The 16,492-nt window shown below is 38.0% G+C and carries 15 protein-coding genes and 1 riboswitch; of the genes, 7 read left to right on the plus strand and 8 right to left on the minus strand.

All coding sequences use genetic code 11. The features are described 5' to 3' along the window. Positions 1 to 561 precede the first annotated feature (561 nt). The 5 genes from manX to mntP all read left to right on the plus strand — a co-directional run bounded on the left by manX (position 562) and on the right by mntP (position 4,757). Positions 562 to 1,524, plus strand: coding sequence for a PTS mannose transporter subunit IIAB (gene manX / locus AAZR93_RS04015; RefSeq protein WP_434719037.1), 963 nt, complete (start codon positions 562 to 564; stop codon positions 1,522 to 1,524). Positions 1,525 to 1,611: 87 nt separating this feature from the next. Further along, positions 1,612 to 2,415, plus strand: coding sequence for a PTS mannose/fructose/sorbose transporter subunit IIC (locus tag AAZR93_RS04020; RefSeq protein ID WP_294105917.1), 804 nt, complete (start codon positions 1,612 to 1,614; stop codon positions 2,413 to 2,415). Positions 2,416 to 2,425: 10 nt separating this feature from the next. Then, complete coding sequence (locus AAZR93_RS04025; protein WP_294105914.1) at positions 2,426 to 3,277, plus strand: PTS mannose transporter subunit IID; 852 nt, start codon at positions 2,426 to 2,428, stop codon at positions 3,275 to 3,277. 88 nt (positions 3,278 to 3,365) lie between these two features. Continuing rightward, entirely contained in the window at positions 3,366 to 3,824 is a 459-nt protein-coding gene (locus AAZR93_RS04030) for a DUF986 family protein (protein WP_294105911.1), read from the plus strand. 150 nt (positions 3,825 to 3,974) lie between these two features. Next, positions 3,975 to 4,093: riboswitch (yybP-ykoY riboswitch) on the plus strand. Positions 4,094 to 4,175: 82 nt separating this feature from the next. Then, positions 4,176 to 4,757, plus strand: a complete 582-nt coding sequence (mntP, locus tag AAZR93_RS04035; RefSeq protein WP_434719630.1) for a manganese efflux pump MntP — start codon at positions 4,176 to 4,178, stop codon at positions 4,755 to 4,757. Positions 4,758 to 4,810: 53 nt separating this feature from the next. Here mntP and rlmA read toward each other — a convergent pair whose 3' ends face one another. Together rlmA and AAZR93_RS04045 are read right to left on the minus strand one after the other, a co-directional pair. Continuing rightward, positions 4,811 to 5,635 carry a 23S rRNA (guanine(745)-N(1))-methyltransferase gene (gene rlmA, locus AAZR93_RS04040; protein WP_434719038.1) on the minus strand — a complete coding sequence of 275 codons (825 nt, stop codon included), beginning with the start codon at positions 5,633 to 5,635 and terminating at the stop codon, positions 4,811 to 4,813. 110 nt (positions 5,636 to 5,745) lie between these two features. Next, positions 5,746 to 5,946, minus strand: a complete 201-nt coding sequence (locus AAZR93_RS04045; RefSeq protein ID WP_434719039.1) for an acid-shock protein — start codon at positions 5,944 to 5,946, stop codon at positions 5,746 to 5,748. 388 nt (positions 5,947 to 6,334) lie between these two features. On the opposite strand from AAZR93_RS04045, the gene AAZR93_RS04050 reads away from it, so the two are divergent. Further along, positions 6,335 to 6,805, plus strand: coding sequence for a GNAT family N-acetyltransferase (locus AAZR93_RS04050; RefSeq protein ID WP_434719040.1), 471 nt, complete (start codon positions 6,335 to 6,337; stop codon positions 6,803 to 6,805). 123 nt (positions 6,806 to 6,928) lie between these two features. Here the strand turns inward: AAZR93_RS04050 and AAZR93_RS04055 are convergent, their stop codons facing one another. The 3 genes from AAZR93_RS04055 to AAZR93_RS04065 all read right to left on the minus strand — a co-directional run bounded on the left by AAZR93_RS04055 (position 6,929) and on the right by AAZR93_RS04065 (position 10,800). After that, positions 6,929 to 7,666, minus strand: a complete 738-nt coding sequence (locus AAZR93_RS04055) for a phosphatase (protein WP_294105902.1) — start codon at positions 7,664 to 7,666, stop codon at positions 6,929 to 6,931. A 220-nt stretch (positions 7,667 to 7,886) separates the two neighbouring features. Then, positions 7,887 to 9,110 (minus strand): alanine racemase, encoded by a 1,224-nt coding sequence (gene alr, locus AAZR93_RS04060; RefSeq protein ID WP_434719041.1) that lies wholly within the window; start codon positions 9,108 to 9,110, stop codon positions 7,887 to 7,889. A gap of 253 nt (positions 9,111 to 9,363) precedes the next feature. Next, a complete protein-coding gene (locus tag AAZR93_RS04065) occupies positions 9,364 to 10,800 on the minus strand; it encodes a PTS transporter subunit EIIC (RefSeq protein ID WP_434719042.1) in 1,437 nt (478 codons plus the stop codon). Positions 10,801 to 11,047: 247 nt separating this feature from the next. Between AAZR93_RS04065 and AAZR93_RS04070 the strand changes: the two genes are divergently transcribed. Then, entirely contained in the window at positions 11,048 to 12,256 is a 1,209-nt protein-coding gene (locus tag AAZR93_RS04070; RefSeq protein ID WP_434719043.1) for an enolase C-terminal domain-like protein, read from the plus strand. 19 nt (positions 12,257 to 12,275) lie between these two features. Here the strand turns inward: AAZR93_RS04070 and AAZR93_RS04075 are convergent, their stop codons facing one another. From AAZR93_RS04075 to guaB, 3 genes are all read right to left on the minus strand, one after another. Next, on the minus strand, positions 12,276 to 12,989 hold the full coding sequence (locus AAZR93_RS04075; RefSeq protein WP_294105891.1) for a GntR family transcriptional regulator: 714 nt from the start codon (positions 12,987 to 12,989) through the stop codon (positions 12,276 to 12,278). A 203-nt stretch (positions 12,990 to 13,192) separates the two neighbouring features. Further along, positions 13,193 to 14,770, minus strand: a complete 1,578-nt coding sequence (guaA, locus tag AAZR93_RS04080) for a glutamine-hydrolyzing GMP synthase (protein ID WP_434719044.1) — start codon at positions 14,768 to 14,770, stop codon at positions 13,193 to 13,195. A gap of 85 nt (positions 14,771 to 14,855) precedes the next feature. Further along, positions 14,856 to 16,322 carry an IMP dehydrogenase gene (gene guaB, locus AAZR93_RS04085; protein ID WP_294105884.1) on the minus strand — a complete coding sequence of 489 codons (1,467 nt, stop codon included), beginning with the start codon at positions 16,320 to 16,322 and terminating at the stop codon, positions 14,856 to 14,858. Positions 16,323 to 16,492 lie beyond the last annotated feature (170 nt).

Genomic DNA, 16,492 nt, shown 5'->3' on the forward strand with positions numbered 1-16,492 from the left:
AAAAATAGTTTAATTCACAAGCTATATTTATCAATTTCACGCATGTCATCGGTTGATTTTTAACCTTAAATACAACATTTTGATTAACTTAAAAATATTACTCAATATTATTTTATTCTAAAAACCGTAGTTTTAGTGCGTATAGATTATGTACTAAATCAGTTAATTTAGCTTAGTGAGTGTAAATTTTGGTTTTTTTATTCAATTTTTGACTAGTATTTGTTACCGATAACAGCGTAACAAACTAAAAATAACACAATTTTTGCGTTAAAATAATAACTATTTACATATTTTAAATATAATATCATTAATTATTAAGTAATTTTAGGTATATTCTTATTTTTCTGACACGAAACAAGTTTTTAGGATAAAGCAAAATGATATGCTGTTGCCGATTTAGTTACTTATAATATATTTATATAATAATTAGCTGATAACATAGATCGTCATTATTCAGCTACTATTATGTAGCAGGGGAAATTGATAAAAAGGAGCCGCTTTTTTTAGCTTCAATTTTATCCACATATTTATTCCGTTTTTATCTGTTGAGAGGAAAAAATAGTGAGTATAGCTATTATGATTGGTACCCACGGAGTCGCTGCTGAGCAGTTACTTCGAACCACGGAAATGTTAATAGGCGAACAAGATAACGTTTCGTTTATTGATTTTGTCCCTGGTGAAAATGCTGACACCCTGTTCGATAAGTACAATCAGAAATTAACTGAATTAGATACCACCGCAGGGGTGTTATTTCTTGTTGATACATGGGGGGGAAGTCCGTTCAATGCCGCTAGCCGTATTGTCAATGAACATGAAAGCTATGAGATTATCACTGGCGTAAATGTGCCCATGCTTGTGGAAACATTCATGTGCCGTGATGATAATCCATCGATGAGTGAACTAATCAATACTGCATTAGAAACAGGCCGTGGTGGCATTCGTCCATTCAAGTTTAAAGAAACTGAAGCGCCAGTCGTTTCTGCACCAGTTAAAGCTCCTGTCGCACAACCGGTTATTGCAGGCCCGGGAGAGCATATGGTGATTGCACTAGCGCGTGTTGATGACCGTCTGATCCATGGTCAAGTCGCGACACGTTGGACTAAAGAGACAGGCGTTAAGCGTATTATTGTCGTGAGTGATGAAGTTGCTAAAGACCATGTCCGTTCCACATTACTAAAACAAGTCGCACCTCCTGGTGTTACTGCGCATGTTGTCGATGTTGCTAAATGTATTCGTGTTTATAACAATCCTAAATACTCAGGTGAACGTGTAATGCTACTGTTTACTAACCCAACTGATGTAAAACGGCTTGTCGAAGAAGGCGTTGATATTAAATCGGTTAATATTGGCGGCATGGCATATCACGAAGGTAAAACCATGGTGACAAATGCAGTTTCAATTAACCAAGAGGATATCGATGCATTTAATTATCTGAACGATAAAAATATTGAGCTAGAAGTCCGTAAAGTGTCTTCAGACAGTAAAGTTCGGATGATGGATTTGATTAATAAACTTAAAAAATAATACTTTTTTGGGCATCAATTTATATTGATTTTGCACCATTACTCAATAACAGATTTATAAACTTGTTTGGTTACAGGAGATTAAACAATGGAACTTACCGTTGTTCAAATAGTACTGGTCTTCGTCGTTGCTTGTATCGCAGGTATGGGTTCAATCCTCGATGAATTTCAGTTCCACCGCCCTCTTATTGCCTGTACGCTCATTGGTATCGTATTAGGTGATATGAAAACCGGTATCATCATTGGTGGTACGCTTGAAATGATAGCATTAGGTTGGATGAATATCGGCGCTGCGGTCGCACCTGACGCTGCTTTAGCATCGATTATTTCAACTATCCTTGTTATTGCTGGTGGACAAAGTATCGGTGCTGGTATTGCAATAGCAATCCCATTAGCTGCCGCTGGCCAAGTTCTGACGATTATTGTTCGTACCGTCACCGTTGCATTCCAACATGCCGCTGACCGTGCTGCGCTCAATGGTAACTTATCAGCAATTGGTTTCATCCATATTTCGGCGTTACTCCTTCAAGCAATGCGAATTGCAATCCCAGCGCTAATTGTTGCGGTTTCAGTGGGTACTTCTGAAGTTCAACAGATGTTAGATTCTATCCCTCAAGTTGTAACTGATGGTCTGAATATTGCTGGTGGTATGATTGTGGTTGTAGGTTATGCAATGGTTATCAATATGATGCGTGCAGGCTACCTAATGCCATTCTTCTACTTAGGCTTTGTCACCGCTGCGTTTACTGACTTTAACCTTGTTGCCCTTGGGGTAATTGGTACTGTAATGGCGATTCTTTATATCCAACTCAGTCCAAAATACAACAAGTCACAAGTTGTTGTGACACAAGGGAATAGCAGTAATAACAATCTTGACAATGAATTAGACTAGGAGAAGCACAATGGTAGATATCACAAAACCGGCAGCGAAAAAGCTGACACAAAGCGATATTCGAGGTGTATTCTTACGTTCTAACCTATTACAAGGTTCTTGGAACTTCGAGCGTATGCAAGCACTCGGTTTTTGCTACTCAATGGTTCCTGTTATTCGTCGCCTTTACCCTGAAAATAACGACGATCGTAAGCAAGCAATCAAGCGTCATCTCGAATTCTTTAATACACATCCGTATGTCGCAGCCCCTATTCTCGGCGTAACGATGGCAATGGAAGAACAACGTGCCAATGGTGCGGATATTGATGATGGTGCTATCAATGGTATCAAAGTCGGTCTCATGGGCCCATTAGCTGGTGTCGGTGACCCTATTTTCTGGGGAACTGTTCGCCCAGTATTTGCAGCCTTAGGCGCAGGTATTGCGATGACTGGTAGCTTACTTGGCCCAGTTCTGTTCTTTGTCCTGTTCAACTTAATCCGCTTATTAACTCTCTATTATGGCGTTTCATATGGCTATAAAAAAGGGATTGATATTGTTCAAGATATTGGTGGTGGCTTCCTACAAAAACTCACAGAAGGAGCGTCAATACTCGGCCTGTTTGTCATGGGGGCGCTCGTTAACAAATGGACACACGTTAATATTCCGCTCGAAGTTTCACGGATTAAAAACCCGACGACTGGGGTAGAAAATATTACCACCGTTCAGATGATCCTTGACCAATTGATGCCAGGCTTAGTGCCGTTGTTGCTCACATTTGCGTGTATGTGGCTTCTACGTCGTAAAGTCAATGCATTGTGGATAATCATTGGTTTCTTCGGTCTAGGTATTCTCGGTGCTTGGCTAAACTTTTTAGCACCGTAATTATCTGTAATTATTTAAATGGGAGGTTGCAGCCTCCCTTTTTTAATTTTAAGCTCTATAGTATGTTTACTTAGCCAAAGGCACTCCAATGACCTTAAATGATTCAATCCTCGCTATTATCATTTTGATCATGCTTGTGTATGCAATTTATGATGAGTTCATCCAGCCATTACTCAAAGGGAAGACCCTCCTAAAAATTAATCTAAAACGAAAACATCGAGTTGATGCCATCATTTTTATTGTATTAATTTGCATCGTTATTTATACAAATATTATCCGCCACGGTAGTTTATTAACCACTTACTTATTAATGATTACTATTTTAATGTCGATTTACTTAGCATTTATAAGAAGACCTAAGTTATTTTTTAAACAAACAGGTTTTTATTTTGCTAATACTTTTATTTTATACGATAGAATTAAAACAATGAATTTATCCGAAGATGGAATATTAATAATCGGATTAGAGCAAAAGAAAATCCACATACAAGCAATGCATCTAGATGATTTTCAAAGAATTTATGATTTCTTCATTAATCATAAATAATTCAAATATATATTCTTAAGAAAACTAAGGTTAATTAAATATTTAATTAGCCTTAATTTTCTTAATATCGCAAATGAAAATTATTCTCAATACGATTTAATAGTCAACAACGAAAAGTGTTGCCTTTATAATAAATTATGGTATCTTTCATCCCACGTCATTGGGGAGTAGCCTGTTCTGGAAATATATTCTTTCCAGAAAGTCCGTATCAACATGCTCGTTTGATTTTAAACGTGGTGCGGACACCATAATTACTATAATTATAGGTTGGCAAGACCATAGACACATGAATAAGCCTTTTGGTTGGGGGTAATTTATGTGTATATGGAAACACCCAACCGAGGTTATGTTATGAGCTTCTACGCCACCCTCATTTTAGCGCTTGCGCTATCAATGGATGCCTTTGCTGTTGCTATTTGTAAAGGTTCCGTGCTACACAAACCCCATTTTAAAGAAATAATACGAACTGGTTTTATCTTCGGCTTAATTGAAGCGATCACACCAATTATCGGCTGGGGAATTGGTATTTTAGCAAGCCAATATGTTATTCGTTGGGATCACTGGATTGCCTTTAGCCTATTATTTGTTTTAGGTGCCAGAATGATCTGGCAGAGCTATAAAAAGAAAGACGATGAATGTTGCACTAAACCCTCAAGTAATAGCTCTTCAAGTCTTATATTATCGGCCATTGCCACCAGCCTTGACGCCATGGCAATAGGTTTAGGTTTAGCATTTTTACAAGTTGATATTGTCCACACTGCGATGACAATTGGTTTAATGACCATGATTATGGCAACAATTGGGATGATGATTGGCCGTTACGTAGGTCCGATACTTGGGAAAAAAGCTGAGATCATTGGCGGTTTAGTATTGATCGGTATTGGCTTTAATATCTTATTTGAACATTTAGAATTGTTCATGTACGGAGCATAGTTCTAATTCAATTGTATCCCTCCCATTATGAGAGGGATACAACATAAATACCTTTACTCACCCTGATATTGATAAACCCGAATAAGAAAATCTGCTGTATATAAGCTCTCTTTAGATTGTTTTAATGTTTGCTTAACCTCTTCAGAAGCCCGCCATGCAAAAGGCGTCATCGCTAACAATTCATACGCTTCCCCACCCGATAAATTCATTTTGTAGTTTAAACGACACTCATCGAGTAAATTAAAATTAGGTAAATCTTCGTTTTTCTCTGGGTGCAATTTCACTTCATCATAGATTAATGCTTTTAATTCTTGCAGATGTTCTGCTGCTGGCGTTACTGTAATTAATATTCCGAACGGAATGAGTACTCGACTTAATTCTTCGGCTTTACATGGTGCGTAAATACGCACGATGGCACCGATACTCGACTCTGGAAAGGGTAATCGGTGGCTAGAAGCGACACAAAAATTAACTAATTTATAACGTTTGGCCGCAAAACGGATTGCGACTTTAGAGACATCTAGACCAAATACGGTAGCCTGACTAAATTGCGTTAATAATGACTGTAAAAAATAATCAGTGTAGTAGCCTTCTCCACAACCAATATCAAGCACTGACTGATTTTGTTCCGGCAAATAACCGGCTAATTTTTCAGCGACTTTATCACGCATTAATTGATAATGTCCCGCATCTAAAAATTGCCGACGAGACAGCATCATCTGAGCGCTATCCCCAGGATCTTTCGAACCTTTATGTTGTACCGGAAGTAAATTAACATAACCTTCTTTAGCCCGATCAAACTGATGGTTTGCTTCACAACGGTAGTTATTATTAATTAATTGAAGGGATTTAAAACAAAGGGGGCATTGATAATTCATATAGTTACACTGATTTATAAATAATTCGCAGTATACCATAGATCATAATAAGCAGCGCCATAGGAATTATTCGCCCATGGCACCGATACAGGATGATAACCTAAATAAAATTAAATCGCTGTTTTAGCAACCTTTGCGGTCTTTCCTTTACTTTCTTTTTTCTCTACTTTCGCCTTCATAGTATGTGCTTTAGCGGTTTGATGTGCAGTTGCAACAGGAGAAGCAGGCTCAGTTTTTACAGTTGTATTTGCAAATGAAGCACTAGAAACAGCTAAAGACAATACGGTTGCGATTGCTAATAACTTTTTCATTTTAAGTACCTTAAGATTTTAGAAGCAAGGATGTTCTTGCCACACTAATTAACCATAATTCATGAACGCTCCACAATAGGACAAGATTAAAGTTTATTAAACATTTTATAGGTTATTTAGAGTGAACTATATTTTCATTTTGTTGATTATTTATTTACTTTAGAAAAGTCAAAAAAATACAATAAATATTATTAATATCAATGAATTAACAAATAAAAAATTAGCTATGAATTTTTTCATTTTAAAACATCGATTAACAGCAATTAATTTGATATCTCTTTAAATCTATTTTTAATTAGTTATTCGTATATTTCATTACTACTTTATTTTTTTCACTATATTGTTAGTATCTAATTAGAAAACTAAATAAAATTTAATAGGAAATAAATTGCATACTCGATTAGCGATACCTCAAGAGGCCGAACGTCTCTGGATTATTCGAAACCAAGCAATCAGAGCAGGCTGCCAGACAAGTTTGACTCGTGAAATTATTGATGCTTGGACACCTAATACAATGCCCGAAAGTTACCGAACTATGGTTAAAAACAATCCATTTTTTGTTGTCGATAATAAAAACGGCGAAGCAATTTCTACAGGCTTTTTAAATTTAACTGAAAATAGCGTTGATGCCATATTCACACTACCTGAATATAGTGGACAAGGTGCCGCAGGATTGATCCTTAATGCCATTAAAACTGAAGCGATACAACGAGGAATAAAACAATTAACCCTAGATTCTACATTAAATGCAGAAAAATTTTATCAACGACACGGCTTTATCTCTGTTCGCTATGATAGTTATTTTTCAGCATTAGTTCAGGCTAACCTACCTTGTATTCATATGTCTATTGAACTTTAATGTCGAACTCGATAAAAATCACATTGAAGTAAATAAAAAAGCCGCTCAGCAGAAATGAACGGCTAATTGCACAGAACAATGTGAGTATCTAATAAATATGAGCAATCATCCGAATCTAGTAACTTAAAAATCAGCAAATTCAGGAATATGTTTACGTCCATGAGATTCAAGAAAATCTAATACTCGGCGCGGCGACACATTTAATATTTGTGATTGGGGAAAATCAATAGAATCAAGCATTTCAACGACTCGATCAAAGCGACCTAAATAGCCAGCATGGTGTGAATCAGAGCCTAATGCGACCCAGCCTCCCGTTTCTTTAACTGCTTTAGCAATTTCTAGACAATTTTTCTGGCTACCTGCTCTTGAATGCAGGAATGATGAATTATTCATCTCTAATGCAACATTACATTCTTTAGCAGCTTGTGCGACCGCTTTAATATCAATTGGATATTTAGGATTTCCAGGATGCGTAATGATTTGTACTTTTCCACTGCGAATAGTGGCAATCATTGCCTCAGTATTCTCAGCTAAACTTTTAGGCTCTAATACAGGCTCATGAAATCCGGCTAATATAATATCAAGGTGACGCTCAATTTTTTCATTACAATCAGTTTCGCCCAGCTTATTTTTTATATTGGCTTCAATACCATATAACAATCCGACACCGCCCATAATCCGTGGCAGAATTGGCATATTACCAAAATGCCATTCATGAGGAGCATCTTGCATTTCTGGTCCATGATCAGTAATTGCAAATAATTTCACACCGCGGCTGGCCGCTTCTGCAAAATACTCATTAACGGTACTATAAGCATGAGTACTTGCAATGGTATGTGCATGTAAATCAACTTGATACATAAATAATATCCTTCTAATTCTACTATTTAGCGTCTAACCCTTCCTGATAATGAAAGGATTCAACACGCTAACACATCGGCTCATAGGATTCGATAGCTATTCGTATAAACAGCACATAATCAACATATTATAGAATAATATATAATTTCTTATCTCATATTTGCTATTAAAAACCCGCCAATAAGGCGGGTTTAAAAAACAATTTAATCATGAAATATCATTAATCCACCAGCACTCGCGGATTAGTTGCTCCCCAAAGGATCGACATTTCAGTAAATAGCGCACCACTAATATCTTCAACTTCTTCGGCAGTTATTTCAGCTTTACCTTGTTTACCAAAAAACACCACTTCATCACCAGGTTTAACTTGTTTTAAATCCGTGATATCAACCATAACGGTATTCATTGATGTTTTTCCTAATACAGGTACTTTTTGCCCATTAATCAGTACATGTCCTGCATTACTAAATACGCGTCGGTAACCATCAGCATAACCAACAGGGATATTCGCTAATACTGAGTCACGTTTTAACGTATAGGTTCTGTCATAACCTACCGTATTCCCTTTTGGATAATGATTCACAGCTGCAATATTCGACTTGAACGTCATCACACGTTTATAGTCATTTGTTGCCACCGTATCACCATAAAAAATACCGCCAACACGCACCATATCAAGCCATGATTCAGGGACAGTAATTGTGGCGTAAGTATTTGCGACATGCAAAATAACATCCTCACGTTTTAATCCCGTTACCGCTAAAACCTGTTTAGATTGCTGATTAAATTTAGCTAAATCTTTTCTAATCTGCGTTTCATCTTCTTCTGGATAATGAGACATTATTCCAACAATCTTTAGTTGAGGTAACTCAGAAATTAGTTTTGCATCATTTAACCCTTGTGCATTGCTAACTTCTAACCCATTACGTGACATACCCGCTGAATTAAGCGCTAAATGAATAGGGATTATTTTATTTTGCTTCAGTGCAATCGCATTGAGACGCTGCGCCATATCCAAGTTACCAATTAACTCTTCAACATCATAAATGCTAGCTTGTGCCATTTCTTGTTCAGTGGCATTACGTACACGCATCAAGCGCCCTTTAAATCCTAATGCTCTGACTTGTTCAAATTCTTGGTTATTCGTTAAACCAATACATTGCACGTTATTTTCAATCATAACAGGCGCAACAAGAGATAAATCATGACCATAGGCATCTCCTTTCAATACTGCGCACATTGAAGATTTATTGCCTAACAAGGCCTGAACCTTTTTGACGTTGTAATCCAGCGCACTACGGGAAATTTCTACCCACGCATTATTTACAATGACAGGCTGCACCTGTGCATTTGCCGTTGTAGTAATATTGGTATTCGCGGGTTGTTGGCATGCTGTCACCACCAGTAGTGGTAATAATGCTAAATATTTCAGACGAAATGACACTTATTTATCCTTAGCCATAAATGATAACTTTCCCCAATCGATTATTTTTTAATTTTGGGGAGTTAATATATACATAGCATGCATATAGGCTTCGAATAATAACAAGATGAATGATTTGGACAAGTAATAATTGAATATTTGTTGAATAAATACGTGAAACTGACGCATAAAAAACCAAATATCATCTTTGATCTGTTTTAAATAGGCTTACTCAGTTTTACCTCAGTAAGCCCTTCACTTCCTATCACTTGAACTATTTATTATCTACCCGGACGAACATGGTTGTTAATATAAAAGACAGCGCAAATACACCACAGACTCCGAGGACTGCTTGAATAAAGTTCTGAGTCCCACCAGCAAGATAGGCAGGTAAACTAAAGACGGACGAAAGAATGTAGCTAGTTAAATGAGTATCAAGAGTCACCGAAATTGCTCCGAATATCCCCGTAGCTAAACTCGCCATGAATAGTGCTTTAGTATATTTAGTCAATACACCGAATAATGCAGGTTCTGTGATTCCTAATATTGCGGTAATACCAGAGCCTAAGGTAATTGAGGATTGCTCTTTTGAGGCAATTTTACGCTGTTTGTACCACACTGCCATCGTCGCGCCAGCAATCGCCAAATTGCCTAAGCACATGATAGGCATCAGTAAATCTTTCCCATATAGTGCAAAGTTATTTAAACTGATAGGTGTCATACTGTGATGAATACCAAATACAATGGTAATTGGGCGAGTTAACCCGAATACAAAACCAGTTAAAGTCGGTGATACATCAAGTAGAGAGCTCACTACCCAACCTGCGCCGTTGCTAAGCCACATACCCGCAGGCGCAACAACAGATAACACAACTGTAGATGTTACAGTAAAAGCTAATAACGGCGTGAATACAGGTTTGGCCGATGCAGGAACTAATTTATCAACTAATGGTGTAATTTTTGAAAGCACCCAAACGGCTAAAATAGCGGGAACAATCGCACCACCATAATTCAATAATTCAATTGGTACAAAACCGAATACAGATAGTTCAGGGGAACTACCCGCAGCAGAAAGCTGCCCCGCTTTTTCAACTAATTTCGGAGCCATCATTGCTGCTGCAACGGCTAATGCAATATATTCATTCACTTTAAAGACTTTAGCCGCAGAGAATGAAACTAACATAGGTAAGAAGAAAAATACGGCAACAGAAATAGATCTAAAGAAAAATACAGTGTCTGACGTCTCAGAAATAACCTTGGTTGCAATCAGTCCCGATAACAGCCCCATTAACATACCAGATCCTGCTATCGCAGGAACTACGGGTCCAAAAATGCCAGCAACAACTTGCATGGCATTTTGAAATAATTGCCCTTTCTTTTGTACGCCCTTATGTTCTATTTTTTCATCTGTAGCTGAACTGACATCAGTCAGTGCATTAAACCATTTTTCAACTTCAACACCAATAACCACCTGGATTTGCCCTTGAGCAATCACAACACCTTTTACACCTTGAATGCTTTCTAGCCTTTCTTTATTTATCAGTGATTCATCGATTAATTTAAAACGCAAACGCGTCATACAATGGGTAATACTTTCAATATTTGCGTTACCGCCTAATGTCGCGATAAGTTGCTCTAATGTTGCCTTAAAAGCATCTTTATTTACTGCTGATGTTTCTTTAATTGGCTTATTGGTACCTGGCAATGACATTATATTGTCCTATTTATTTATTATCATTTGCTCATATTATCCATTAGCGATAATTATCCAATCAGTAGATATGTGATTTTCATCACATTAAGCCCTACGAAATAATAAAATTAGATTATTTTTATCAATTGGTACGTTTTTATTGCCTAATCCTATACCGTATCGAACCAGTTAATTTTAAATTAAATTTGCCTCTTGAAATCTATATTTATTCGCTGTTACATAAGCAGATTCAGTTAGCCAGAGGATGTTAAAAGTGAACATAAATATAATTTCAGATATTAAATGCATAATTACTAAACCAGATAGACATAATCTCATCGCAGTGATCGTTGAAACTGATTCTGGACTAACCGGATTTGGCTGTGCAACCTTTCAACAGCGCCCCCTTGCCGTAAAAACAATGGTAGATGAATATTTAAAACCATTATTAATCGGTAAAAATGCAAATAATATTGAAGACCTCTGGCAAATGATGATGGTTAATTCTTATTGGCGTAACGGTCCTGTTATCAATAATGCAATTTCAGGTGTTGATATGGCACTTTGGGATATAAAAGCAAAATTAGCCAATATGCCTTTACATCAGTTATGGGGGGGTAAATCGAGAGATGCTATTCAAGTATATACTCACGCAACCAGTGATACGATGGAAGGATTATATCAGCAAGTCGATAAATACCTCGCTCAGGGTTATAAACATATTCGCTGCCAACTTGGGTTTTATGGTGGTATACCGACTGATATGCACACACCAGAAACATCAACAGCCGGTTCATATTTTGATCAGGACCAATACATCGACAATACCCTAGAGATGTTCAAGAATTTACGGGCTAAATATGGAAAATCATTTCATATTTTACACGATGTACATGAACGATTATTTCCAAATCAGGCCATACAATTTGCCAAAAATGTTGAGCAATATAGCCCTTATTTTATTGAAGATATCCTGCCACCAAACCAAACCGAATGGCTAGATAATATTCGAAGTCAATCGAGTGTATCCTTAGCCTTAGGTGAATTATTTAATAATCCAGAAGAGTGGAAAGCACTTATTATTAACCGTAGAGTCGATTTTATTCGTTGTCATGTATCACAAATTGGCGGTATCACTCCAGCCTTAAAGCTCGCTCATTTGTGTGCAACGTTTGGTGTTCGCGTTGCTTGGCATTGTCCACCGGATATGACGCCTATTGGCGCAGCAGTGAATACTCATCTAAACGTACACTTGCATAATGCCGCTATTCAAGAGCATGTGACTTATAAACCGAACACATTACGCGTATTTCCTAATGCTGTAGAACCAAAAAATGGTTATCTCTACGCGACTGAACTAAATGGGATAGGTGTTGAAATGGATGTGAATGCAGCGAAGGATTTTCCTGTTGAATATCGCCCTCATGAATGGACCCAAAGCCGCCTTCCTGACGGAACTATCCACACACCATAATTATGCAATGGCCACATAATTAGTGGCCATTTTTATCTCTGTAGTTAAGACTTTCTGTATTAAATTGAGTGTAATAAGTACATTGATAATTGATATCGATAATATCGCTCACAACAAAAACCTCGCCTGTTTTCAGAAAACCTCTATTGGTGATATTCATTGCGGCACTAGAACGCTTACAGTCAAGTAATACGGCATCTTCCTTTGATAAATTAATTGCTCGATAGCTTGTTAAATAACTATCAATTTCTAATCCCAATGAAAGAACATGTTTTTGCAACGAACTTTCAATGACTTCATTCGAAATATGGGTAAATATTTTAACGGGTAGCTTAGTCTCTTCAATTTGTGTGACTTTACCTTGAATTAAACGTAACCGTTTTATATGCCAAAGATATTCATCATTATTAATTGAGAATACTTGTATTTCATGGGGAGTCGGTAAACGTTTATTGAGTTTGATTTTTTTATAGGATATCTCCCCAAATTTATTTTCAGTCACCGAGTTATAAATAAGCGGTTTATTAATAATTGCCGTATTAACAAAATAACCAGAACCTAATTTTGATTTTATAACACCAATTGCTTCAAGTTTGGCTAATGCTTTTCTAACTGAAAACCGCGAAATTTCATATTTTTCGGCTAACTCTCGTTCAGGTAATAGCTTTACCGTAATAATACCTTGGCAAATTTTACTAATGATATCTTGAACAAGTTCTTCGTATTTCTTCATCGCGAATTTGCCTATTTATGCATGACAACATGATTAATCGTATTCTACACTATCAGCTATATGACTCATGAATAATACCTTACATTTCCCTATAGATTAATAAAGGTGTCATAAACATATTTAGCACTAACAAAAAAGCCCATTTTTACATGGGCTTAACTTATTATTTTGCCAGTCAGTGCCAGCGAGTTCTTATTGGGGGATTATTCCCACTCAATTGTCGCAGGTGGCTTGCCGCTAATATCATAGACTACCCTTGAAATGCCTGTAACCTCATTGATGATGCGGTTAGAGACACGACCAAGGAAATCATATGGCAAGTGAGCCCAATGAGCGGTCATGAAATCAACAGTTTCTACTGCACGCAATGAAACAACCCAATCATATTTACGGCCATCACCCATTACACCGACAGAACGAACTGGTAAGAATACAGTGAAAGCTTGGCTAACTTTATTATACAAATCAGCTTTGTGCAGCTCTTCAATAAAGATAGCATCTGCGCGACGGAGTAAATCACAATACTCTTTCTTCACTTCACCTAATACGCGAACACCAAGACCTGGGCCTGGGAACGGATGGCGATATAACATGTCATATGGCAGACCTAATTCAAGACCAATTTTACGCACTTCGTCTTTGAACAGCTCTTTTAATGGTTCAACCAGACCCAGTTTCATGTCATCTGGTAATCCGCCAACATTATGGTGTGATTTAATAACATGCGCTTTACCTGTTGCTGATGCAGCAGATTCAATAACATCAGGGTAAATAGTCCCCTGTGCTAACCATTTTATTTGCGGTAATTTTGATGATTCTTCATCGAAAACTTCAATAAAAACATGACCGATTTTTTTACGTTTAGCTTCAGGATCGCTAATACCTTTTAGTGCATTAAGAAAACGATCTTCTGCTTTCGCATGAATAATGTTTAGGTCAAATTTACCTTCAAACATATCCATAACTTGGTCTGCTTCGTTTAAACGTAATAAACCGTTATCAACGAATACACAGGTCAAACGCTTGCCAATGGCACGATTCAATAACAATGCTGTTACCGAAGAATCGACACCACCTGACAGTGCCAGCAATACATGGTCATCACCAATTTGTGCTTTTAAACGCTCAACTGTATCTTCGATGATTGCAGCTGATGTCCATAAAGCCTGACATTGGCAAATATCTAAAACAAAACGTTTTAAAATATTCAAACCTTGATGGGTATGCGTCACTTCTGGGTGGAATTGAACACCATAGAATTTTTTCGCCTCGTTTGCCATAATGGCATACGGGCAACTTGGGGTGCTGGCGATAGTTTTAAAATCAGCAGGAATTGCAGTAACTTTATCACCGTGGCTCATCCAGACATCTAAAACTGGCGTGCCATTGGCATTTAATGAATCTTGAATATCACGGAATAGTTCGCATTGTTCAGTTACTTCAACATTTGCATAACCAAATTCACGCTCTCCAGAAACTTCAACCGCGCCACCTAATTGCATCGACATAGTTTGCATGCCATAGCAAATACCTAATACTGGAACGCCAGCATTGAAAACATAGTCGGGTGCACGAGGACTATCAGTTTCTGTTGTGCTTTCTGGTCCACCAGAAAGAATAATACCGTTTGGATTAAATTCGCGAATTTGTTCTTCTGTAACGTCCCACGCCCAGAGTTCACAATAAACGCCAATTTCACGGATACGACGGGCAATTAGCTGAGTGTATTGCGAACCGAAATCAAGAATAAGAATGCGATGTTTATGGATATTAGTTGTCATTTGAGGCGAATTCCAAAAATTCAAGTCAAAAAATAAAAATTGGTGGCTCTATCTGGTATGTAAAGCCACCCTGTAACGTTATCTGTTATTGCCCCAAACGATAGTTCGGAGATTCTTTTGTAATCGTCACATCATGAACGTGGCTTTCTTGAATACCTGCGCCACTGATGCGAACAAATTCTGCTTTAGTTCTCAATAGCTCAATGGTACCACATCCAGTCAGACCCATACAGGAACGTAAACCACCCATTTGCTGATGAATGATTTCTTTTAAACGGCCTTTATAAGCAACGCGCCCTTCAATACCTTCAGGTACCAATTTATCGGCAGCATTATCAGACTGGAAGTAACGGTCTGAAGAACCTTTAGACATTGCACCGAGTGAGCCCATTCCACGATAAGATTTATAAGTACGACCTTGGAATAAAATGGTTTCACCTGGAGATTCTTCTGTGCCTGCAAACATGGAGCCCACCATGACACAAGAAGCACCTGCGGCGATTGCTTTAGAAATATCACCCGAGAAGCGAATACCACCATCCGCAATGACAGCAATACCGGTACCCGCTAATGCTTCTGCCGCTTCGGCAATTGCTGTAATTTGCGGAACACCCACACCAGTTACGATACGAGTGGTACAAATTGAACCTGGGCCAATACCAACCTTAACAGCGCTAACACCTGCATCAGCAAGGGCTTTCGCACCTTCTGCTGTCGCAACGTTACCGCCTATAATTTGTAATTCCGGGTATTTTTGGCGTGTTTCGCGAATACGCTGTAATACACCTTCTGAATGTCCATGAGATGAGTCAATCAACAGAACATCAACGCCAGCAGCGACCAGTGCGTCTACACGCTCTTCGTTACCAGCGCCTGCCCCAACGGCAGCCCCAACACGCAAACGGCCTTGCTCGTCTTTACATGCGTTTGGTTTACGCTCTGCTTTTTGGAAATCTTTAACAGTGATCATTCCTAACAAATGGAAGCTATCATCAATGACGAGTGCTTTCTCAACACGTTTTTCATGCATTTTTTGTAATACAACTTCGCGTGCTTCGCCTTCCTTGACCGTAACTAATTTTTCTTTAGGTGTCATTACCGCAGTAACGGGTTGATCAAGATCGGTCACGAAACGCACATCACGGCCAGTAATAATCCCCACTAATGCATTATCAGTAGAAACAACCGGGTAACCTGCGAATCCATTACGCTTAGCCATTTCTTGAATTTCACGAATTGTTGTATCTGGGGTGACCGTAACAGGATCAGTCACCACTCCACTTTCATGTTTTTTCACACGGCGAACTTCTTCCGCTTGACGCTCAATGGTCATATTTTTATGGATAAAACCAATACCACCTTCTTGAGCAAGTGCGATAGCGAGCTCATATTCAGTGACAGTATCCATTGCAGCTGAAAGCATAGGGATGTTGAGGCGGATTGTTGCAGTGAGTTGAGTAGACAGATCGGCTGTATTAGGTAATACAGTAGAGTGTGCAGGAACGAGTAAAACATCGTCGAAAGTTAGTGCTTCTTTTTTAATGCGTAACATAGGCAATATCCCACCAGGCAGCGTTATGGAAAGGTATAAAATATTGCCGCGGAATTATACACACCGTAATCGATTGCTTCCAGCCTTTTTTTGAAAAAAAACTTGCTAACGTCAATAGCTACGTTAGTATCTACTCATTAAGTCATTGTTTTAAAATTTGATCTGGCTCA

It is taken from the genome of Providencia sp. Je.9.19 (assembly GCF_051129765.1).
Classification (GTDB): Bacteria; Pseudomonadota; Gammaproteobacteria; order Enterobacterales; family Enterobacteriaceae; genus Providencia.